20 protein-coding genes are annotated in these 20,076 nt (G+C 62.6%); 9 read left to right on the forward strand and 11 right to left on the reverse strand.

Annotated elements, in window-relative coordinates:
- Positions 1–3: 3 nt before the first annotated feature.
- Genes ACW9UO_RS11210 through ACW9UO_RS11225 form a run of 4 tightly spaced genes read right to left on the reverse strand, consistent with a single transcriptional unit; the run spans position 4 to position 6,681 of the window.
- Positions 4–2,043, reverse strand: coding sequence for a hypothetical protein (locus tag ACW9UO_RS11210; protein ID WP_457085890.1), 2,040 nt, complete (start codon positions 2,041–2,043; stop codon positions 4–6).
- Positions 2,040–4,808 (reverse strand): DUF4159 domain-containing protein, encoded by a 2,769-nt coding sequence (locus tag ACW9UO_RS11215; protein ID WP_457085891.1) that lies wholly within the window; start codon positions 4,806–4,808, stop codon positions 2,040–2,042. Before ACW9UO_RS11215 ends, ACW9UO_RS11210 begins: the two co-directional genes overlap by 4 nt.
- Complete coding sequence (locus ACW9UO_RS11220; protein ID WP_457085892.1) at positions 4,805–5,680, reverse strand: DUF58 domain-containing protein; 876 nt, start codon at positions 5,678–5,680, stop codon at positions 4,805–4,807. Before ACW9UO_RS11220 ends, ACW9UO_RS11215 begins: the two co-directional genes overlap by 4 nt.
- Positions 5,677–6,681 (reverse strand): AAA family ATPase, encoded by a 1,005-nt coding sequence (locus ACW9UO_RS11225; RefSeq protein WP_457085893.1) that lies wholly within the window; start codon positions 6,679–6,681, stop codon positions 5,677–5,679. The genes ACW9UO_RS11220 and ACW9UO_RS11225 overlap by 4 nt, the downstream gene beginning before the upstream one ends.
- Before the next feature lie 69 nt (positions 6,682–6,750).
- Between ACW9UO_RS11225 and ACW9UO_RS11230 the strand changes: the two genes are divergently transcribed.
- Positions 6,751–7,341 (forward strand): DUF1285 domain-containing protein, encoded by a 591-nt coding sequence (locus tag ACW9UO_RS11230; protein WP_457085894.1) that lies wholly within the window; start codon positions 6,751–6,753, stop codon positions 7,339–7,341.
- Positions 7,342–7,383: 42 nt separating this feature from the next.
- Here the strand turns inward: ACW9UO_RS11230 and ACW9UO_RS11235 are convergent, their stop codons facing one another.
- The 4 genes from ACW9UO_RS11235 to ACW9UO_RS11250 form a co-directional block, all read right to left on the reverse strand.
- A complete protein-coding gene (locus tag ACW9UO_RS11235) occupies positions 7,384–7,911 on the reverse strand; it encodes a hypothetical protein (RefSeq protein WP_457085895.1) in 528 nt (175 codons plus the stop codon).
- A gap of 73 nt (positions 7,912–7,984) precedes the next feature.
- Positions 7,985–10,786, reverse strand: coding sequence for a DNA polymerase I (gene polA / locus ACW9UO_RS11240; RefSeq protein WP_457085896.1), 2,802 nt, complete (start codon positions 10,784–10,786; stop codon positions 7,985–7,987).
- 186 nt (positions 10,787–10,972) lie between these two features.
- Complete coding sequence (locus tag ACW9UO_RS11245) at positions 10,973–11,584, reverse strand: Pr6Pr family membrane protein (RefSeq protein ID WP_457085897.1); 612 nt, start codon at positions 11,582–11,584, stop codon at positions 10,973–10,975.
- Positions 11,581–11,766, reverse strand: coding sequence for a zinc-finger domain-containing protein (locus ACW9UO_RS11250; RefSeq protein ID WP_457085898.1), 186 nt, complete (start codon positions 11,764–11,766; stop codon positions 11,581–11,583). Before ACW9UO_RS11250 ends, ACW9UO_RS11245 begins: the two co-directional genes overlap by 4 nt.
- 194 nt (positions 11,767–11,960) lie before the next feature.
- Between ACW9UO_RS11250 and ACW9UO_RS11255 the strand changes: the two genes are divergently transcribed.
- Positions 11,961–12,947: a mechanosensitive ion channel family protein gene (locus ACW9UO_RS11255; RefSeq protein ID WP_457085899.1), complete on the forward strand. Its 987-nt coding sequence runs from the start codon at positions 11,961–11,963 to the stop codon at positions 12,945–12,947.
- A 68-nt stretch (positions 12,948–13,015) separates the two neighbouring features.
- Positions 13,016–13,954 (forward strand): ABC transporter ATP-binding protein, encoded by a 939-nt coding sequence (locus ACW9UO_RS11260; RefSeq protein WP_457085900.1) that lies wholly within the window; start codon positions 13,016–13,018, stop codon positions 13,952–13,954.
- Between the two features lie 9 nt (positions 13,955–13,963).
- Here the strand turns inward: ACW9UO_RS11260 and dalA are convergent, their stop codons facing one another.
- Positions 13,964–14,587, reverse strand: coding sequence for a divisome-associated lipoprotein DalA (gene dalA / locus ACW9UO_RS11265; protein WP_457085901.1), 624 nt, complete (start codon positions 14,585–14,587; stop codon positions 13,964–13,966).
- Positions 14,588–14,752: 165 nt separating this feature from the next.
- Between dalA and ACW9UO_RS11270 the strand changes: the two genes are divergently transcribed.
- Both ACW9UO_RS11270 and ACW9UO_RS11275 read left to right on the forward strand, forming a co-directional pair.
- The gene (locus ACW9UO_RS11270; protein ID WP_457085902.1) at positions 14,753–15,346 is read left to right on the forward strand and encodes a L,D-transpeptidase; all 594 of its coding nucleotides are present in this window, start codon (positions 14,753–14,755) and stop codon (positions 15,344–15,346) included.
- A 149-nt stretch (positions 15,347–15,495) separates the two neighbouring features.
- Positions 15,496–15,693, forward strand: a complete 198-nt coding sequence (locus ACW9UO_RS11275; protein ID WP_457085903.1) for a ferrochelatase — start codon at positions 15,496–15,498, stop codon at positions 15,691–15,693.
- Positions 15,694–15,829: 136 nt separating this feature from the next.
- On the opposite strand, the gene hemH is transcribed toward ACW9UO_RS11275, so the two are convergent.
- Together hemH and ACW9UO_RS11285 are read right to left on the reverse strand one after the other, a co-directional pair.
- A complete protein-coding gene (gene hemH, locus ACW9UO_RS11280; protein ID WP_457085904.1) occupies positions 15,830–16,891 on the reverse strand; it encodes a ferrochelatase in 1,062 nt (353 codons plus the stop codon).
- Between the two features lie 56 nt (positions 16,892–16,947).
- Positions 16,948–17,760 (reverse strand): methyltransferase domain-containing protein, encoded by an 813-nt coding sequence (locus tag ACW9UO_RS11285; protein WP_457085905.1) that lies wholly within the window; start codon positions 17,758–17,760, stop codon positions 16,948–16,950.
- Positions 17,761–17,777: 17 nt separating this feature from the next.
- Here ACW9UO_RS11285 and ACW9UO_RS11290 point away from each other — a divergent pair, with 17 nt between their 5' ends.
- The 4 genes from ACW9UO_RS11290 to ACW9UO_RS11305 are packed head-to-tail and all read left to right on the forward strand — an operon-like array spanning position 17,778 to position 20,076.
- A complete protein-coding gene (locus tag ACW9UO_RS11290; protein ID WP_457085906.1) occupies positions 17,778–18,509 on the forward strand; it encodes a ComF family protein in 732 nt (243 codons plus the stop codon).
- 30 nt (positions 18,510–18,539) lie between these two features.
- Positions 18,540–18,800, forward strand: a complete 261-nt coding sequence (gene grxC, locus ACW9UO_RS11295) for a glutaredoxin 3 (RefSeq protein ID WP_457085907.1) — start codon at positions 18,540–18,542, stop codon at positions 18,798–18,800.
- A complete protein-coding gene (locus tag ACW9UO_RS11300; protein ID WP_457085908.1) occupies positions 18,800–19,630 on the forward strand; it encodes a carbon-nitrogen hydrolase family protein in 831 nt (276 codons plus the stop codon). Before grxC ends, ACW9UO_RS11300 begins: the two co-directional genes overlap by 1 nt.
- Positions 19,630–20,076: a MarR family winged helix-turn-helix transcriptional regulator gene (locus tag ACW9UO_RS11305; RefSeq protein WP_457085909.1), complete on the forward strand. Its 447-nt coding sequence runs from the start codon at positions 19,630–19,632 to the stop codon at positions 20,074–20,076. The genes ACW9UO_RS11300 and ACW9UO_RS11305 overlap by 1 nt, the downstream gene beginning before the upstream one ends.

Below are 20,076 nucleotides of genomic sequence, written 5' to 3' on the forward strand. Positions count from 1 at the left end.
TCCTTAACTCCGCCCCTCGCGCAGCCATGCCCCGACAATTAGCGCCGACGCCAACAACAACACCAGCCAAGCCGGCAACAGGGGCACCTGCGTCACATCCCGCGTTTCAAACGCCCCGCGCGGCGTCAGCCCGATCCAGCCACGCCCGGCAGCAGGCCGCCCTTCGCGCACATTGCGAATACGCGGCAAACCGTCGTCGAGCCGCAACACCCCGCCGCGCATCGTATCGATCAGCGGTTCCAGCACCGAAGCCGTGGCAATCGTTTCCTCAAACTCCTTCGGTGCCGCCGGTCCCAGCCCGATCACGCTTTCCAGATCGCCATCGCGCAGCCGGTAAAGCCCAATTTCCGGCCCTTCAAACACCGCCTCAAACCGTCCGGGGCTGACCTCTTCCAGCTCCAGCACCGTTTCGCTGCCATCGGGCGCGATCACCGTCACCGGTCCCGCCGCCTCGTCCAAGGTTCGGCGAATAATCCGCATGGTCTGCCCGGTCGCCTCGGCGTACAGCGTTTCTTCCTCAAGCTCTGGCTCTTTCATCATCCAATGCGCCAGCCGCCGCAGCAGCTCAAGCTGCGGCCCGCCGCCCTCAAACCCGCGCGACCAAAGCCAGGCATGATCCGACGCCAGAAGCGCCACCCGGCCTTCACCCACCCGATCCAGAATCAACAGCGGCTTGTCATCGACGCCCGACATCAGCACATCGCCGCGCTCCGGCGTGACTTCGATCTGGCGCAGCCACCGGCCCCAAGTTTCGGGATCGCCAAGCCCCACCGTCACCGGATGGCGCTCGCCCTGATCTGTGACTTTCGGCGCATAGCCTTGCTCAATCACCCGCGCGGTCGGCGCAGCCGGGACCACCGCCGACAACGGCGAGCGATAGAGCGAATCTGCGCTGGCAAAATCCGGGCCAGAGGCAATCAGAACCGCACCGCCCTTTTCGACATATTGCGCCACGTTTTCGAGGTAGATCGCCGGCAGAATGCCGCGCCTCTTGTAGCGGTCAAAGATGATCAGGTCGAAATCATCAATCTTTTCAAGGAACAACTCGCGCGTCGGAAAGGCAATCAGCGACAGTTCCCGCACCGGCACGCCGTCTTGCTTTTCAGGCGGGCGCAGGATGGTGAAATGCACCAGATCCACCGAGGAATCCGATTTCAACAGGTTGCGCCAGGTCCGCCCACCGGGATGCGGTTCGCCCGAGACCAGCAGCACCCGCAGCCGGTCGCGCACGCCGTTGATCTGGATCAGCGCGGTGTTGTTGCGTTCGGTCAGCTCGCCGTCCGCCTCTGGCACAGTGAATTGCAGCACGTTGCGCCCGCCGTGGGGCAGGGTGACGGGAATCTCGATATCCTCACCCAAAGGCACGTTGAATTCCGTCGCCTCGCCGCCATCAATCGACACCAAAAGCGGCGTTTGCGTAGCCCCCGGCGCGGCCCCGCTGTCTTCGACCCGCAGGGTCAGCGTCACAGGCTCGCCCAAAATCGCAAAGGCAGGCGCGTTCGACACGATCAACCGCCGGTCCCAATCCGCGTCGTGCCCGGTCATCAACAGGTGCATCGGCGCGGGCAATTGCGGCGCGCGCGCCATGTCATGCACCCGGCCATCCGACAGCGCGATCACCCCGGCAATCCGTGCGCGCGGCTCTTCGGCCATCGCGGTGTTCAGCGCGGTCATCAACTGCGTGCCCAGATCGCCCTCGCCATCACCCACCGTGACGCGCCGCACTTCGGTATTCTCGCGCGCGTTAAGCTGCGCCTCGAGCGTATCAGCGGCAGTGGCCGTCATCTCGGCGCGGTCATCCAACGCTTGCGAGGCGCTCTTGTCCTCGACCAGCATCACGATATCGGTCAGCGGCGCGCGGTCTTCTTCCTGATAGGCCGGTTGCGCCAAGGCGGCGAGCACGACAAGCCCGCCCATGAGCCGCAAGCCCCAGCCCGACAGCCCGCGCCACAGCGCCAGCCCGGCGGCAAACAGCACCAAAAGGCCGACCGCGCCCAACACCGGCCAGGGCAGCATCGGGTCAAAGATGAGGGTTCCGTTCATTGGCCCAACCTGTCGAGCAAAGCAGGCACATGGACCTGATCTGATTTATAATTCCCGGTCAGCACATGCATGATCAGGTTGACGCCAAAGCGATAGGCCAGCTCGCGCTGACGCTCGCCAGCATAGCCGCGCCCGACCGGATAGATCGGGTTGCCGGTCTCATCCATCGCCCAGGCCGCGGCCCAATCGTTGCCGCCAATCACCACCGGCGTCACCCCGTCGTTAAGGTTGCGAAACGGCATGCCTTCGATCTGTTCAGCGTCCGGCGGCGCGGCCTCAACCCAAACATCGCGGGCGGCATGCCGGCCGGGAAAATCCTGCAGCAGATAGAAGGTCCGGGTCAGAACGTGGTCGGCGGGCACCGGCTCGAGCGGCGGAATATCCAGCGGCGCGGCCAGCCGTTGCAGCCTTTGGCCATTCGGTGAGGCCGCGCCAAAGCTGGCAATATCGGCGTCGCGGGTGTCAAACAGGATCATCCCGCCCGAGCGCAGATAATCGTTCAGCTTGGTATAGGCCTCGTTCGACGGGATCGGCTGCTCCGCCGAAATCGGCCAATAGAGAAACGGAAAGAACGCCAGTTCATCGCGTTCAAGATCGACACCCACCGGATCGGCGGGTTCGATCGACGTGCGGAAAAACAGCGTTTCGCTGAGGCCACGCAGCCCGGCCTGCGCCATTTGGTCAACCTTTGAATCGCCGGTGATCACATGCGCCAAAACCACCTCAGAGGTCATCGCAAGCGCAAATTCATCGCTGCCTTGCTGCTGTTCCTGCGCCCGCGCCAGATCTGGCAGCAGCATCAGCGCCAAAAGCACCGCCGCCGTCCCGCGCACCCCGCCGGTCAGCCGCCCAGCAAGCGCCAGCGAGGCCACCACATCCACCGCCAAAAGCGCCAGCGCGAGGCTGAGCAAGAGGCCCGCCAGCGGCATCTCCTGCGGACGGCTCAGGCCCTCAACCGGAATGCGCGCGGGCCAGTCTGCGGCGGCCAAAAGGGTCTCGGCGGTGATCACATTGCGCGCCAATCGCCGGTCTTCGCTTTGATAGAGACCTGGCCGCAGATCGGGGCCGAGCGGCGCAGTCGCGAGATCGGGGCCAGTGACACCGGGCCGGGTGCCCGCATCGGAGAGCGCACCGAAGGCGTCCATCACCTGCAGCGGCTCCCAGGTGGTGCCATCAAGGCTCTCGGCGTCGGGTGCAGTGGCCGACGACGACACCGCCAGCCGGTCGAGCATCTGTACAAAAAGCCCCGACAACGGCAGCGTCGACCATTCGGCATTGGCCGTCACATGCACCAGCACCACCTGCCCCTGTTCGATCCGTTTGCGCGTCACCAGTGGCGTGCCATCGGCCAGTTGCGCAATCACCCGGTCGGCCAGCGTTGGGTCAGGTTGCGCCATGACCTGCGCGCTGATCCGCACGTCATCCGGCACCGGCAGCCCGGCAAAGGGGCTGTCCTCGGCAAAGGGGGCAAGCGCTTTGGGTTCGCCCCATGACATCGCGCCGCCCACCGTCCGGCCCCCCGCGCGCAGGCGCACCGGCATCAGCGGATGTTCCTCGGCGCGGCTCACATCCGAGGCGGCAAGGCGCGGCCCGGCAAAGCGCAAAAGCAGCCCGCCTTTGCCAACCCAAGCGAGCAGTGCCGCTTCCTCAGCCGGGGCCAGCGTCGCCACATCGGCCAGCACCACCACATCGGGATTCGCGGGCAGGATGTCGCTCAACGCGCCTTGCAACAGGTCGGCGTTCGGCTCCAGCGCCTTTTCCAGGAAGTGCAGCGGCGACAGCAGTTCCAGCCCTTCGCGGTCTTCGCGCCCGGCAATCAGCGCCACCTCGCGCCGCCGCAGCGAATCGTCCGACAGCACAACCGCGCCCGCCGTACGCTGGCCTTCAACCTCAAACCGGGTGATCCGTCCGCGCAATTCGGCGGGCAAAGACAGCGCCACTTCGGCCTCGGTCTCGCCGGGGGCAAAGCTTGCGCTGACTCGTGCCAAGACAGTGGCGGTGCCCGAAGGATCGCGCCCATGGGCGACGATCTGCGCCTCATACGGGCCTTCCGCGTTGATCCGCTTGAGCTTTAGCACAATCGCGCCGTCCTCAAACCGGGGCGGAGCCATCACGATCAGCGGTCGCGCAGATTGCACCACCCGCACGGTGCCGCGCGCCTCGGCCGCAGCAAGGAAATCGGCGCGTCCGTCATGCGCCAAGCCGTCAGAGAGCCACAGCGTGTCAAAATCGCCGTCACCCAGGGCTTCGGCGGCGTCTGCGTACAGCGCATCGCCCGGCAGCCAAGGTTCGGGCGCAAGGCCCGCCAGCCGGGTGCGCCAAACATCCGCCGCCTGAAATTGCAGCGGCTCAGGATCGGTCAGCCGCAGCATTGCCACGGTGCGCCCATCGCGCTGCGCCTCAAGCAACAGCGCCGCCAGCGCCTCTTGCTGCGAGGCCCAATCGCCCGCGCCGGCCCAGCTTGCATCCATCGCGATCAGCAACGGGCCGGTGCCGCGTTCGCCGTCTTCGCGCGGGTTCAGGATCGGCCCCGCCAGCCCGATAATCACCGCCGCCACCGCCAGAATGCGCAGCAGCAACAGCCACCACGGCGTGCGATCGGTGATCTGATCGTCGTCTTTCAGCCCAAGCAGCAGCACCACAGCGGGAAACATCCGCCGGATCGGCGCGGGTGGCACCGCGCGCAAGATGATCCAGAGGATCGGCAGCGCGACCAGCCCCAAGAGCAGCCAGGGCGACAGAAAACCTATACCAAACAGGGTCATCGCACCCCCTCCATCGCGCGGTACAGCGTCAAGAGCGCCTCATGCGCCGAATGGTTGGTGTGATGGGTGTGATACTGCCAGCCAGTGACGCGCGACATGTGGGTGAGCCAATCCTTGCGCTCGGCAAGCCGCAGCAGATAGCGCTCGCGCAGCTCATTAGCCTTGAGCGTTTCGTGGCGCACGGTCTTGCCGACGCTCTCAAAAATGGTGCGGCCCCGGAAGGGAAAGGCCTCTTCGGCGGGGTCGAGCACTTGCAACAAAACACCACGCACGCCGCGATCTGCGGCTTTGGTTAACGCAGCTTCGACCGGAGCGGTGTCCGCAAGGAAATCCGACACAAAAATCGCCCGCGCATGTGGCAGCATCAGCCGCGCTTCGGGGGTGGCATAGTCTTCGGGTTGGTCGGTGGTAAAGGCCTCGGCCAGTCGCAGCAATTGCGGCTCGCCCCGGCGCGGCGGCAGGGTGCCACCGGTCAGGCCAACACGCTCGCCGCCCCGGATCAACAGGATCGCGGTGGCCATCGCAATAAGCCGCGCGCGGTCGGCCTTTTCCGGCAGATCCTTGGTCGAGGCAAACCGCATCGACGCCGCCTGATCGACCCAAAGCATCAAGCTCTGCGCAATCTGCCATTCGCGTTCGCGCACATAGGTGCCATCGGACCGGGCGGAGCGGCGCCAATCAATGCTGCGTCGCCGATCACCGGGCTGGGCCGGGCGATATTGCCAGAAATCATCGCCCATCCCGGCGCGCCTGCGCCCGTGTTCGCCAAGCAGCACCGTGCCCGCCAAATGCTCGGCCCGCGCCAACAGCGGCGGCAACGTCGCCGCCTCGGTTTCAGACCTTGCGCGCAGATGGGCGGGGGTTTGGCTCACGCAGCCGCCTCGGCCCGGATCAAGCCCGCCGCCGTGTCGTCAATCAGCCCCGACAGTGACATGCCCCGCGCCCGCGCCGCAAAATTAAGCGCCATGCGGTGCGACAACACCGGCCGCGCCATATCCAGCACGTCTTCGACCGAGGGCGCCAGCCGCCCGTCGATCAGCGCCTTGGCGCGCACCGTCAGCATCAGCGCCTGCGCCGCACGCGGCCCCGGGCCCCATGCCACATTTTCGCGCACGCTGTCGCTGGCCTCGGCCTCATCGGGGCGGAAGGCGCGCACCAGATCGAGAATCATCTCGACCACGCTTTCGCCCACCGGCATCCGCCGCAGCAGGGTCTGCGCGGCCACCAGCTCAGCGGCGGTAAAGACCTCATGCGCCTCTTCCTCAAACGCCCCGGTGGTGGCGAGCAGGATCTCGCGCTCGGTGTCACGGTCGGGGTAAAGCACGTCGATTTGCACCAGAAACCGGTCAAGCTGGGCCTCGGGCAGCGGATAGGTGCCCTCTTGCTCAATCGGGTTTTGCGTCGCCAGAACGTGGAACGGGTTGTCCAATGCACGGTCTTCGCCCGCCACCGTCACCTGTTTCTCTTGCATCGCCTGAAGCAGCGCCGATTGCGTTCGGGGCGAGGCGCGGTTGATCTCATCCGCCATCAAAAGCTGGCAAAACACCGGGCCTTCGATGAATTTGAACGCTCTTGAGCCATCCGCAGAGGTCTCCAAAACCTCGGAGCCAAGGATATCCGCAGGCATCAGATCGGGGGTGAACTGGATGCGGTTGCCATGCAGGCCCATCACCGTGCTCAGTGTTTCCACCAGCCGGGTTTTTCCCAATCCGGGCAAACCGATAAGCAGCGCATGACCGCCACACAGCAGCGCCGACAGCGTAAGGTCAACCACACGCTCCTGGCCGATAAAACGCTTGGTGATCGAGGCGCGAGCAAGGGCAAGCTTTGCCTCCAGCGCCTCAATATCGGCGACCAGATCGACGTCATTCATGAAAACTGCTCCTTGCACGCTACCTTGTTGCCTGTGAGTGTATCGCTGAAACAGGAAATGGCAAAAGCTATGACGTCACAAAATCGCGTGGTCCCCACGGCGGATGGGCTTGCCGCCTCGGCCAAGGCCGCAAACAAGGGCAAAGGATTGCCCCCGGTGCACCTGTGGAATCCGCCCGATTGCGGCGATCTCGACATGTGGATCGCGCGGGACGGGACGTGGTTTTACATGGGCACGCCGATTGGCCGCAAAGAGCTGGTGCGGCTGTTCTCGACCATCTTGCGCAAGGACGATGACCGCTATGTGCTTGTCACGCCGGTGGAAAAGGTCGGCATAGTTGTCGATGACGCGCCCTTTGTGGCGGTGGATTTCGAGGTGTCGGGCGAGGGGCATGCGCAAGAGTTGCGTTTTGAAACCAACGTCGGCGATTTCACCGTGGCGGGGCCGGACGCGCCGATCCGGGTAGAGCGCGACGCCGAAACTGGCGAACCCTCGCCCTATGTGCTGGTGCGCGCCAACCTAGAGGCGCTGATCGACCGCAAAAGCTTTTACCGCCTGGTAGAAATCGGCGCGCATCACGAGGTGAGCGGCGAACGCTGGTTCGGGCTGTGGTCGGGCGGCGTGTTTTTCCCGGTGATCCCGTCGGCAGAATTGCCCTAAAATTGTCTCGGACCGGAGTCGAGGAAGTCCATCCGTCGGAGGCTACCTCGGCCCCAGTTTTCCGAAAATTGGGCGTGACGATTTCCACAGAGCGTCCTCAATGTCTTGGACCAGCGCGAAATCTTCATCGTCCGAGAGCGGCAGAACTTCAATGTTCAGTGCGTGCACGTCCGTCGGACACCATTTTTCAAGTTTCAGAGCATAGGTCTGATCTGCGCCGTGGAACAGATGTTGACGAAGAAGGGAGGCAATGCTGCGTGAACTCCCGACGTAAACAACTGTGCTATCCGTGACCTTGTTATCTCGGGTGAGCTTGACCTTCTTGCGGTCGAAAAGGTCAAAAGCTGCGCGAAGTGAACTCGCTTCTGCCTGCGTGTCCACTGACAGGCGGTATATCGCTCGATTTACCTTCGTTCCATCCACGACGAGCCATCCACGCAAGCGATCCTTAGGGTCGCTGTTCTTGATTTCCTCATAGGAAAAGGTTGTTCGAAGTACGGTTGCAAATTCCAGAGACTCAAGCGCGTTGGCTCTTGCTAAGAGAGCCTTGCGTGCTTGCTCGATCAGCATGTTATCTATCAAGTTAAGACTCCCCTGGCCGCATCGGCTTGGACTGGATGGATGATCTGTCAGCCCCCCCGCCTCAATGCGCCTCCGCCCAATTCGCGCCTTGCCCAGCGTCCGCGACCAACGGCACGTCGAGCTTTACCACCGGGTCCGCCGCGCCTTCCATGATGTCGCGCGCCACGGCGATCAGATCGTCTGCCGCGCTCTCTTCGACCTCGAACAGCAGTTCATCGTGCACCTGTAGCAGCATCTTCGCAGGCATCCCGGCAATCGCATCCGGCATCCGGATCATCGCCCGGCGGATGATGTCCGCCGCCGTCCCTTGGATCGGCGCGTTGATCGCGGCGCGTTTGGCGAAACCGGCGTGCGGCCCCTTGGCGTTGATCTCGGGTGTGTGGATCAGGCGGCCAAACAGGGTTTCGACCCGGTTGTGCTCTTTGGCAAAGGCGACGGTGGCATCCATGTATTCCTTGATGCCGGGGAAACGCTCGAAATAGCGGTCGATAAAGCCCTGCGCCTCGGCGCGGGGAATGCGCAGGTTGCGCGCAAGGCCAAAGCCGGAGATCCCGTAGATGACACCAAAGTTTATCGCCTTGGCCTGACGGCGCACATCCGGCGTCATTTCATTTAGCGGCACGCCAAACATCTCGGATGCCGTGGCGGCGTGGATGTCCTGGCCTTCGAGGAAGGCTTGTTTCAGCGCCGGAATGTCCGCGATATGCGCCAGAATGCGCAGCTCGATCTGGGAGTAATCGAGCGAGACCAGAACGTTGCCCTTCTCCGCGACAAAGGCCTCGCGGATGCGGCGGCCCTCTTCGGTGCGGATCGGGATGTTTTGCAGGTTTGGATCGGTCGAGGCCAGACGCCCGGTGTTGGCCCCGGCGATGGAGTAGGAGGTGTGTACCCGGCCGGTCTCGGGGTGGATATGCTCTTGCAACGCATCGGTGTAGGTCGATTTCAGCTTCGACAACTGCCGCCAGTCGAGCACCCGCGCGGGCAGGTCATGTTCGGTCGCCAGATCGGCGAGCACATCGGCACCGGTGGCATAGGCACCGGTTTTGCCCTTTTTGCCGCCCTCAAGGCTCATTTCATCAAACAGGATTTCGCCAAGCTGTTTGGGCGAACCGACGTTGAACTTGCGCCCCGCCAGTTCGTAGATTTCATCCTCCAGCCCGGCCATCTTTTGCGAAAACGCATTCGACATGCGCGACAGGGTATCGCGGTCGACCTTGATGCCGTGGCGCTCCATGTCGGCCAGAACCGGCACGAGGGGCCGCTCCATCCGTTCATAGACGCGGGTGACGCCGGTGCGGTGCAGTTGCGGCTTGAACATCTGCCACAGGCGCAGGGTGATGTCGGCATCCTCGGCGGCGTATTTCACCGCGTCGTCCACCGGCACTTTATCGAATGTAATCTGGCTCTTGCCGGTGCCGAGCAGCGACTTGATCGGGATCGGGGTGTGGCTGAGATAGCGTTCCGACAGCGTGTCCATGCCGTGATTGTGCAGGCCCGCGTTCATCGCATACGACATCAGCATGGTGTCGTCGATCGGGGCCACATCCACGCCATAACGCGAGAAAATCTTGGCGTCGTACTTCATGTTCTGGCCGATCTTGATCACGGCGGGATCTTGCAGCACGGGTTTAAGCATGGCGAGGCAGGCGTCCATCGCCATCTGCCCCTCGGCCAGATCGTTGGAGCCAAACAGATCATCGGTGCCGGCGGCGCGGTGAATAAGCGGGATGTAACAGGCCTGCCCGGCCTCGACACACAGCGAAATCCCCACCAGATCGGCCCGCATGTCATTCAGGCCGGTGGTTTCGGTGTCGACAGCCACATAGCCGCGGTCATTTATGCGGTCGATCCAGACCTGCAACGCGGCGGCGTCACGGACGCATTCATAGGCGTCGGGGGTGATCGGCAGTTGTGCGGTTTCGACCGGGTTGGCCCCTTCGGGCGTGGTGTCGGGCACGGCGGGCGCATCAACACCAAGCTTGTCGGCAATCCGCTTGGTCAGGGTGCGGAATTCCATCTCGGTCAGGAAGGGCAACAGCACATCGGCCTCAGGGTCGCGCACCTCAAGATCGTCGAGCGTGAACGGCAGATCCATTTCGCAATCAAGCTGCACCAAGCGTTTGGACAGCTCGATCTGCGCGCGGTGGTCGATCAGGGTTTGGCGGCGTTTGGGCTGTTTGATCTCTTCGGCCCGGTCCAGAAGCTCTTCGAGCGTGCCGTATTCGTTGATCAGCAGGGCGGCGGTCTTGATGCCGATGCCGGGCGCGCCGGGCACGTTGTCGACGCTGTCGCCGGCCAGAGCCTGCACATCCACCACCCGCGCGGGGCCAACGCCAAATTTCTCCATCACGCCATCGCTGTCGATGCGTTTGTTCTTCATCGGGTCGAGCATATCGACACCGTCCCCGACCAGTTGCATCAAGTCCTTGTCGGAGCTGAGAATCGTCACCCGGCCACCTGCTTCACGCGCCTGACAGGCCAAGGTGGCGATGATGTCGTCGGCCTCGAAACCCTCGATTTCCTTGCAGGCGATGTTGAAGGCTTCGGTGGCGCGGCGGGTGAGCGGGATTTGCGGGCGCAGGTCTTCTGGCATCGCCTCGCGGTTGGCCTTGTAGAGGTCGTACATGTCGTTGCGGAAGGTGTGGCTGCCTTTGTCAAAGATCACTGCGACATGGGTGGGCGCATCGGGGCCCGCGTTATCTTCGACGAACTTTTGCAGCATGTTGCAAAAGCCCGAGACCGCCCCGATGGGCAGGCCGTCGGATTTGCGCGTCAGCGGCGGCAGTGCGTGATACGCGCGAAAGATGAATGCCGAGCCGTCGATCAGGTGGAGATGACACCCTTTGCCAAATTGCGCCGTCATCGGAGTCTCCCGCCGTTTGAGTTCGATGGCCTGTTTGCCATGTTCCGCAAAACGTTGCCAGTTGTCGTTTGGGGTGAGGTGGGGTCAGAGAGGGGATTTTCGCCACGCCTGCGCGTGTCGACAGACTGGGGGGCCAGCCCCCCAGACCCCCCGAGGTATTTAGGAACAGAAGAAGGGGGGGTTAGGTTAGGCCAATCGGACTCTGCGTGTAGAAAAGCGGGCGACCAGCAGGATCACCACGCCAACAACGGCGAAGGCCGCCAGCATCGCCAACACCCACAGGAGCGTGCCGAGCGCGCCGAGTGTGCCGATGTCGAGGAAGAAATAGGGGTAGCGATTCTCGAAAGAGCCTCGGATGAGCGCGACGGCGCAGTAGATCGCCGGGTAGGCCAGCCACAGCGGCAAATCGCGCCAAGACAGCCGGGATTTCGGCTCGAACGCGAGCCAGTGCAGGGCGAACCAGATCGGGCCGATGGTGTGGAACACCTGATCAATCAGCAGATCGACGCCGGAATAGTCGTTCTCGGAGGCAAGCAACACGTGATAGACGATGCCGACCGCCGTGAAGGCCAGCAGCAGGCCGGCGATGATCCGTTGGTCAACCTGCCGCCCGAACAGCAGCGCAAGGCCGACACCGGCGACAAGCGTGTTTGTCCAGAGGGTGAAGTAGCGATAGATCGCCCAGATCGCCTCGGGGAAGCTATGGTTGTTGGCACCCATATTGAGCCAGATCCGCGTGACCAGCGCCGCCAGAATGACAAGCGCAAGTGTCGCAGCAGAGGCCCGGCGCAGGGTCACTTTTGTGCCGCCGCTGCCGTGGCTTCGTGGATGTATTTCGCATCGCAATACGGGCATTCGACCCAGCCGGTTTTCGGCGCGATCTGAAGCCAGACGCGGGGGTGCCCCAATGCGCCGTCGCCGCCGTCACAGGCGATGCGGGTTTTCGTCACGATATGCGTTTCGGGCGGGGCGATTGGCATTATGGGTCCGACTCTCTGAAAGGGTGCGCCTGTGGGCGCAATAAGGCCACGCCTATCGGGCGCTGCGCGGGTATTTTACCGATCCGGGGCAGACGGACAAGGGGCGCCGGCCTTCTGGGGCCCGATGGATTTGACCTTTAGGGGTTTTACCCCATTTCGTGCGAAGTTGTAGCGGTGCCAAAGGAGATGTGCGGATGGAAGCGGAAGAAACCGGACTGGATAAGGTCGACGCCGATGTCGGCAACCTATTTGACAAGATTGACGCTTGGGTTGACGGATTCTTTACCATTCTGCCGAATATTGGCATCGCGATTATTGTTTTGCTGCTGTTTTGGTTCGTGGCCGGGGCCGTCGGGCGGCTAATTTCGCGCTTGGCGCACAAGCGGGACCGTCCCAGCCTGGGGGACGTGGGCGGTGCCTTGGCGCGCTGGGCGTTGATCATCGTCGGCTTTATGCTGGCGATAACTATTATCGCGCCATCGATCACGCCGGGCGATTTGTTTGCCGGGCTCGGGATTTCCTCGGTTGCGATTGGTTTTGCCTTCAAGGATATCCTGCAAAACATGCTGGCGGGGATCCTGATCTTGTTACGGCAACCGTTTGAAGTGGGCGATCAGATTGTCTCGGGCGGGTATGAAGGGACGGTTGAGCGGATCGAGACCCGTGCAACGATGATCAAGACCTATGACGGCCGGCGCGTGGTGATTCCTAATGCCGACATTTACACCGATGCGGTGATGGTCAACACCGCGTTTGACACTCGCCGGTCGCAGTATGACATCCAGATCGGCTGTTCCGATGATTTCGCAAGCGCCTGCAAGATCATGGAAGACACCTGTGCCGGGGTTGAAGGCGTTTTGAACGATCCTGCCCCCGAGGCGCTGCCTTGGTCGATGGATGCCGATGGCAATTCCGTGCGCCTGCGCTGGTGGACGAAGTCCGAGCGCGCCGAGGTGGTGCACGTCTGGGCGCGGGTGATCCGCGAGGTTTACAATGCGCTCGATTCCGCCGGGGTCGACATGCCTTATCCAACGCGGATGGTGCTGTTTCACGACCAGACCGAAGTCACCGATGGCATCCGGGGCAAACAGCGCGAAGGGTGGCCAAAGTTTCCCGACGCCGACAACCCCAAGCCGGCGCGGATCGAGAGCGCCTTGGCGCAGCGACAAAAGAGCGACTGATTTCGCGGTTTCCGCCGGAGGTCAGGCGCGGTATCTGGGCTGGACACGTTGAATAAGGGGGAGCGGGCATGACACAGGCCGCCATCGAAATCCGCGGTTTGCGGAAAACCTATGCTGCGCAGAAAAATGCCCCCGCCAAGGATGCGCTCAAGGGCATCGATCTGGATATTCCGCAGGGGTCGGTGTTTGGCCTGCTTGGGCCGAACGGTGCCGGAAAATCGACGCTGATCAATATCCTCGCTGGTTTGGTGATCAAATCCGCCGGGTCGGTCAAGATTTGGGGCTTTGACCAGGATGTGAACCCGCGTCAATCGCGCGCGGCGATTGGTGTGATGCCGCAAGAGCTCAACCTCGATCCGTTTTTCGCCCCGCGCGCCGCGCTTGAGGTGCAGGCCGGGCTGTATGGCGTGCCAAAATCCCAGCGCCGCAGCGATGAAATCCTCGAGATGGTCGGGCTGACCGACAAGGCCAACGCCTATGCGCGCACGCTGTCGGGCGGGATGCGGCGGCGGCTGCTGCTGGGCAAGGCGCTGGTGCATCACCCGCATATCCTTGTGCTTGATGAGCCCACCGCCGGGGTTGATATCGAGATTCGGCAGATGCTGTGGGAGAATGTGCGCAAGCTCAACCGTGAACGCGGAATGACGATCATTCTGACCACGCATTACCTCGAAGAGGCCGAGGAGATGTGTGACGAAATCGGCATCGTCAACCACGGCGAAGTGGTGGCCCGCGATTCGACTGCCAACCTGCTGGGGCGTCTAGACGCCCGCGCGATGGTGATTCACCCCGACGGCCCGGTGAGCCAACTGCCCGAGGCACCGGGGCTTGAGGTCAGTCGTGAAAAGGATGCGATTGTCATCCAGTACCGCAGCCGCGAAACCAGCGCCGAAGCGGTGCTCGAGGCGGTGCGCACCGCCGGCATTCGCATTCGTGACGTAAAGACCCGCGAGGCGGATCTTGAGGATGTGTTCCTGTCGCTGACCCGGTCGCGGCCCGCAGCCTAGCAAAAAACCTTATCGAGTCGCGCCGTCGTCAGCCAGATCAATGGCGGCGGAGGCGATCTCTTCGATGGGTTGCCCGGCGGACCGGCTGATCTGCGACGGCAGGTACCCCGGCGCACCCGGCGCGCCCATAACCAGCGTCCACCAAATCTTGCCGTTCGATTCCTGATGATAGGCAAAGCCCATATCCCGCGCATCGGGCGAGAGAATCACATCGCTGGTGCCCGGCTCCTGGGTCCATGCGGCAAGGGTCTCAAGCTCGGTCTCATAGGTTTCCGAGATCGCCTCGCCCAGCATGCGCCCGGAATAGCCAACCCGCGCCACCCGGTCGATCGGCGATGATCCGTCAGACCCAAAGTGCCACGGCCGGTTCTGCACCGCCATGTCACGCGCATGGGTGGCGGCGGCCGCATTCAGCCGCGCATCCAAAGAAACCTGAGGCAATCCACGCGCTTGGCGCAGCGAATTGACCGCGTCGAGCATCCGGAACTGCACCTTTCCCTCATCGCTCGCACTGAGTCGATAGACCTTGGGAAGCGGCTTTCCATCCGGCCCAAGCTGGGGCGCGGTGGGCGTGGTCGTACAGGCAGCGACGACAAGGACGAGCGGCAGAAGCAGGGCTGCGAGGCGATTCATGGCAAGGGTATCCGAAATGTGGTTTAATCTGCCTTAGCCGGAAAGAAGGCGCGTTTCAAACCCAGCTCGGCGGCGATCCGCAAGTTGGCGCCGGTTTGATTTGCGACTGAGGCATTCGGGCACTAATAGAAATGTGATTGTAGATATGTTCCCAAGGAGCGGGCTATGACCAAATTTAACGCAAAAATGGTAAACCGCAGGGCTTTTCTCGCCGGGTCCGCCGCATTGATTGGCGCACCGGCGCTGGCGCAAAACGCCAATAGCACCGAGTTTGATCGGGATATTTCCGGCGCGGTGCGGCGCAATATCTCAAGCTTCCGGTCGCTGGATTGGCGTCCCTACTTCAGCAGCCTCGATAACGGCGCGATTCTGGTCGATATCACCAGCCGCGCGCTGCATTTCTGGTCGGCGGGCGGAAACACCTATAAGCTGTATCCGACATCGGTGCCCCTGACCGAAGATCTCACAAAACGCGGCCGCACCTCGATCGTGCGCAAGGTGGAAGGCCCGGAATGGCGCCCGACTCCGTCGATGAAGAAGCGCAACCCAGAGTGGCCCGACTACGTGGGCCCCGGCCCGGACAATCCTTTGGGAACGCACGCATTGTATCTCAGCTGGACCTATTACCGCATCCACGGCACCCACGACACGCGCAAGATCGGTCGCCGGTCCTCGAATGGCTGTATCGGCCTTTATAACCAACACATTGCAGAGCTTTTCAGTAGGGCGGGTGTGGGCACAGAAGTGTTGCTAATTTGACGACAAAGTGGCACGGCGCGGGGCAGAACCGTAAAGATCGGTTTGCAATCGCCCCGAGAAGCTGCTTAGAAAAAACCACGAGGTAAGTCTTGGGTGCTTGCCGCAACCGGTATGGTGTGTGCGGCAAGTGAATATCTGGAGGATATGTTATGAAGAAACTCGCACTCGCAGCGGCCCTGTCCGCAGCAGCTTCGACCGCGTTCGCCGGTTCGTATGCAAAAGACGACGTCATCATCGAAGCACCGGTGATCGTTGAAGAAACAGCACAAGCATCTTCGTCGGCTGGCATTCTTGTCCCGCTGATCCTGCTTGCTCTGGTTATCGCAGTTGCTTCGGCCGACAACTAAGTCGCGCTTAAGAACTTCTGGAAAAGCGGCGCCTCTGGTGCCGCTTTTTCATTTGCAGGGTATGGTTTTGCCCTTGGCTCACTCAGCCCCAGGTTAATCCACGTCGTGGTTAACCCAGAACTGCTTCAGCCAGCGTTTACCGCAGCCAGCCGCCAAGATTTTCGGAAATCACCGTGCTGAGCGCCGCAATATGCGCCGCATCGTCGTTGAGACAGGGCACATAGGTAAATTTCTTGCCGCCGGCCTCTTCAAAGCTTTCCTTGATCTCTTCGTTGATCTCTTCCAGCGTTTCGATGCAATCGGCGGAAAACGCCGGGGCAATCACCGCGATGTTGGTCTTGCCGTCTTCGCGTGCCAGCCGCGCCACCTCTTCCACCGTATAAGGCTGAAGCCAGACTTCGGGGCCAAACTGCGATTGGAACGTCGTCTTGATCTCGGTATCCGCCCAGCCCAGCCGCTCTTTAAGCAGCCGCGTCGTTTTCTGGCACTGGCAATGATAGGGGTCGCCCTCCAGCAGGTATCGCTTGGGCAGCCCGTGGTAGGAACAGATCAAGATCTCGGGCCGCTCGGACAGCTCGGCGTATTTGCGTTCCACCGATTGCGCCAGCGCATCGATATAGGCCGGATGGCTGAAATACGGGTCGACAACCCGCGCTGTCGGCTGCCACTTTTCCTGCATCAGCGCTGTAAAAAACGAATCGTTGGCGGTGGCCGAGGTGGCCCCGGCATATTGCGGATAAAGCGGGAAAAACAGGATCTTGGTGCATCCCGCCGCGACCAGTTTGCGCACCTTCGATTGCGTCGACGGATTGCCGTAACGCATGCAATAGTCCACCATCACCCGGTCGCCGTAATCCGCCGCCATCTGATCGGCAATCGCCGCCGTTTGCGCCTTGGTGATCGTCGCCAGCGGGCTTTCATTGGCCTCGTTGTTCCAGATCGTCCGATAGGCCGCGCCCGAGGTAAAGGGCCGCTTGCTTAGGATAATCAGCTGCAACAGCGGCTGCCATTTCCACGCCGGATAATCGATCACCCGCTTGTCCGACAGGAATTCGCTTAGATAGCGCCGCATCGACCAGTAATCGGTGGCGTCCGGCGTGCCCAGATTGGCCAGCAGGATGCCCACCTTTTCCCCCGCAACCTTGGGGTGGTCTTTCGGGGCATGGGCGGGGCAGGTGGCCTGGCTGGTGTCGCGCATCGATGTCTCCGCAAAGCGTTTTGGTTGGGCGACAGATAACCGTTGCCGCCCATAGGTCAATCTTTGAGCGTGTTTTCCCGGGTGTCCAGCGCATCGGCCAGCCGTGTCGTGGCGGACCCGGGCCGCAGCGCCTTGGGCTGGCTTTCGTCGGGGGCCCAGCCGGTCAGCACCAGCATTTCAAACGTCGCCGGGATGCGGCCATCGGGCTGGCCGTGCACCTCGGCATAGATCTCTGCCGCGCGAAGCAGCACCGCGCGCCGCGTTGGCCTGCGCAGCCGCGCATCCAGCGCATTGCCCTCGCCCATCGCGCGCAGATCGCGCATCAGGTGCAGCGCCGAGGCATAGGACACATCCAGCAGCAAAGCATCCGCCACCGGCAGGGCAAAGCCCGCGCGTTGCAGCAGCCCACCCATGTCGCGAATCTCGGCCATGGGCGCGATGCGCGGCGACAGCCCGCCGGTCACTTCGGTTTCCGCCGTGGCCAGACAGGCGCGCAGCTCTTGCAAGGTGCGCCCGCCAAACAGCGAGGCGAGGAAGAAACCGTCAGGCCGCAGCGCACGGCGGCATTGGATCAGCTGGCCCACCGGATCATTCGCCCAATGCAGCCCGTGGCTGTGAAGCACAAGGTCATGCGCCTGCGATTCCAAATCCAGCGTTTCCGTATCGGCAACAATCCGGGCATTTGGCAGGGTATTGTGCCAAATTTCCGGGTGCCCGGTGACAATTGCTGGCGCTGTAAAGCTTCTCTTAACCATCGACAGGCGATCCTGAAGATCGTCACGCGCGGATTCGAACAGGAACAGCGCCTCGGGTGTGGCGCGGCTGCGGTTGCGGGCGAGGGCCGCGGGATCGGTCAATTTTGGCTGCATGGAGGCTAGATAGGCGTATGGCGCAGATAGTTCAAACGGCTCTGCGGATGATTTACCCGCCGCAATGCCTTTTGTGCCGCGAGTTGGTCGAAAGTGATTTCGGCCTGTGTGGCCCGTGCTGGCGCGATACGCCGTTTTCCGGCGGTCTGGTCTGTGACAGTTGCGGCACGCCTTTGCCCGGCGATGACCCCAGCGAAATTGCCCAGTGCGACGGCTGTATTGCCCATCCTCCGGCGTGGGATCGGGCGCGCACGGTGCTGTTGTACCGCGATAATGCCCGGCGGCTGGTGCTGGGGATGAAGCACAGCGACCGCCACGATATTGCCCGCGTCGGGGCGGGGTGGCTGGCGCGGCAAGTGGCGCCCTTGGTGCAGCCGCATATGCTGGTGGTGCCGGTGCCGCTGCACTGGATGCGGATGATGCAGCGGCGGTACAACCAATCCGCCCGGCTGGCCGAAGGGGTGGCCGCGCATCTCGGGCTGTCGTACTGCCCCGATCTGCTCAAACGCGTGCGCCGCACCCGCAGTCTTGGCACCATGACGCGAGCACAGCGGCATGCGGTCCTGGACGGCGCGATCCAGATCCACGTTGGGCGCAGGCACCGGATTGCCGCCGGTCGGCCGGTGCTGTTGATCGATGACGTTTTGACCACCGGTGCCACGCTTGGGGCCTGTGCCGAGGCGCTGCGCGATGGCGGCGCAGGGGTGATATGCGCGGGCGTACTGGCCAGGGCGACCAGAGAGACCTAGATAGGAGGGAAGAGACCAAAGGAACATCAGATGCCAACTGTCGAAATCTACACCTCGCCGCTTTGCGGCTTTTGTCACGCTGCCAAACGGCTTTTGAAAACCAAGGGCGTTGAGTTCACCGAATTCGACGTGCTGGAAAACCCCGAGCGCAAGCCCGAGATGATCCAGCGCGCCGAGGGGGGCCGGACCGTGCCGCAGATCTTCATTGGCGACATCCATGTCGGCGGCTGTGATGAGCTGTATGCCCTTGAACGCGCTGGCAAGCTTGATCCGCTGCTGACCGCCGCGTGATGCGCGCCGCGCTGCTGCAACTGTCGTCGTCTGACGACCCTGCCGCCAATCTCACCACCACCTCGGCGATGATCGAAGAGGCGGTGGCGGGCGGCGCGGGCTTTGTGCTGACCCCCGAGGTCACCAATTGCGTGTCGGGAAGCCGCACCCGGCAGACCGAAGTGTTGCAGCACGAGGGCGACGATCAAACGCTGGCCGGGCTGCGCCATCAGGCGGCCAGACACGGCATCTGGCTGTCTATCGGCTCGCTGGCGCTTAAAACCGGCGACGCAGACGGGCGCTTCGCCAACCGCTCGTTCGTGATTGACCCCACGGGCGAAATTCGCGCGCGCTATGACAAGATCCACATGTTCGACGTGCAGGTCAGCGAGAGCGAGACCTACCGCGAAAGCGCCGGCTATCGCCCCGGAACCCAAGCGGTTGTCGCCCAAACGCCGTTCGCCACCCTCGGCCTCAGCATCTGCTACGACATCCGCTTCCCCTACCTCTACCGCGCGCTGGCCCACGCCGGGGCCAATGTCATTCTGATCCCTGCCGCCTTTTCCCCCGTCACCGGCACCGCCCATTGGGAGCCGCTGTTGCGCGCCCGTGCCATCGAATCCGGCGCTTGGGTGCTCGCGGCGGCGCAGTGTGGCAGCCATGCCGCCACCCGTGGCAAACCGCGCACAACATACGGGCATTCCATCGCAATCGACCCCTGGGGTGCAGTTGTGGCCGAGGCGGATGACACGCCGGGCGTGCTTTTTGTTGACCTCACGGAACAGGCGGTGGACAAAGCGCGCAACCGGGTGCCCTCGCTCACCCATGACCGCGAATTTACGGGACCGTGATGGCCGATCAGACAGTTAATAGCCTTGCGGTGGCGCTGTTTTCAGAGCTGTTCACCGCCGACCAAATGCTGCGCAACCGGCTCAGCCGGATGCTGCCAAAAGGCATGGAACTGTCGCATTTTTCGGTGCTCAACCATCTCGCGCGTTTCAAACTGGAACGCACTCCTGCGCAATTGGCGCGCAGCTTTCACGTCACCCGTGGCGCGATGACCAACACGCTGAACAAGCTCGAGATCGCCGGATTCGTCCACATTCGCCCCGATTGGGACGATGCGCGCTCAAAACTCATCACCATTTCGCCCGCCGGGGTACAGGCCCGCGACGCCGCGCTTGACGCGATCACGCCGCTGATCACCGATCTGGTCGATGAACTCGGGCAGGACAAAGTGCGCGCGACCCTGCCTGTCCTGCGCGAACTGCGCCAGAAGCTGGAAAAAGAGGACTGA

This window comes from Marinovum sedimenti (assembly GCF_054052205.1).

What these genes read in the sequence shown, in the direction of transcription:
- ACW9UO_RS11210 (WP_457085890.1), bottom strand. Translation starts at nt 2,043, where the DNA reads ATGAACGGAACCCTCATCTTTGACCCGATGCTGCCCTGGCCGGTGTTG.
- ACW9UO_RS11215 (WP_457085891.1), bottom strand. Translation starts at nt 4,808, where the DNA reads ATGACCCTGTTTGGTATAGGTTTTCTGTCGCCCTGGCTGCTCTTGGGG.
- ACW9UO_RS11225 (WP_457085893.1), bottom strand. Translation starts at nt 6,681, where the DNA reads ATGAATGACGTCGATCTGGTCGCCGATATTGAGGCGCTGGAGGCAAAG.
- ACW9UO_RS11230 (WP_457085894.1), top strand. Translation starts at nt 6,751, where the DNA reads ATGACGTCACAAAATCGCGTGGTCCCCACGGCGGATGGGCTTGCCGCC.
- ACW9UO_RS11235 (WP_457085895.1), bottom strand. Translation starts at nt 7,911, where the DNA reads ATGCTGATCGAGCAAGCACGCAAGGCTCTCTTAGCAAGAGCCAACGCG.
- polA (WP_457085896.1), bottom strand. Translation starts at nt 10,786, where the DNA reads ATGACGGCGCAATTTGGCAAAGGGTGTCATCTCCACCTGATCGACGGC.
- ACW9UO_RS11250 (WP_457085898.1), bottom strand. Translation starts at nt 11,766, where the DNA reads ATGCCAATCGCCCCGCCCGAAACGCATATCGTGACGAAAACCCGCATC.
- ACW9UO_RS11255 (WP_457085899.1), top strand. Translation starts at nt 11,961, where the DNA reads ATGGAAGCGGAAGAAACCGGACTGGATAAGGTCGACGCCGATGTCGGC.
- ACW9UO_RS11260 (WP_457085900.1), top strand. Translation starts at nt 13,016, where the DNA reads ATGACACAGGCCGCCATCGAAATCCGCGGTTTGCGGAAAACCTATGCT.
- dalA (WP_457085901.1), bottom strand. Translation starts at nt 14,587, where the DNA reads ATGAATCGCCTCGCAGCCCTGCTTCTGCCGCTCGTCCTTGTCGTCGCT.
- ACW9UO_RS11270 (WP_457085902.1), top strand. Translation starts at nt 14,753, where the DNA reads ATGACCAAATTTAACGCAAAAATGGTAAACCGCAGGGCTTTTCTCGCC.
- ACW9UO_RS11275 (WP_457085903.1), top strand. Translation starts at nt 15,496, where the DNA reads ATGAAGAAACTCGCACTCGCAGCGGCCCTGTCCGCAGCAGCTTCGACC.
- hemH (WP_457085904.1), bottom strand. Translation starts at nt 16,891, where the DNA reads ATGCGCGACACCAGCCAGGCCACCTGCCCCGCCCATGCCCCGAAAGAC.
- ACW9UO_RS11285 (WP_457085905.1), bottom strand. Translation starts at nt 17,760, where the DNA reads ATGCAGCCAAAATTGACCGATCCCGCGGCCCTCGCCCGCAACCGCAGC.
- ACW9UO_RS11290 (WP_457085906.1), top strand. Translation starts at nt 17,778, where the DNA reads ATGGCGCAGATAGTTCAAACGGCTCTGCGGATGATTTACCCGCCGCAA.
- grxC (WP_457085907.1), top strand. Translation starts at nt 18,540, where the DNA reads ATGCCAACTGTCGAAATCTACACCTCGCCGCTTTGCGGCTTTTGTCAC.
- ACW9UO_RS11300 (WP_457085908.1), top strand. Translation starts at nt 18,800, where the DNA reads ATGCGCGCCGCGCTGCTGCAACTGTCGTCGTCTGACGACCCTGCCGCC.
- ACW9UO_RS11305 (WP_457085909.1), top strand. Translation starts at nt 19,630, where the DNA reads ATGGCCGATCAGACAGTTAATAGCCTTGCGGTGGCGCTGTTTTCAGAG.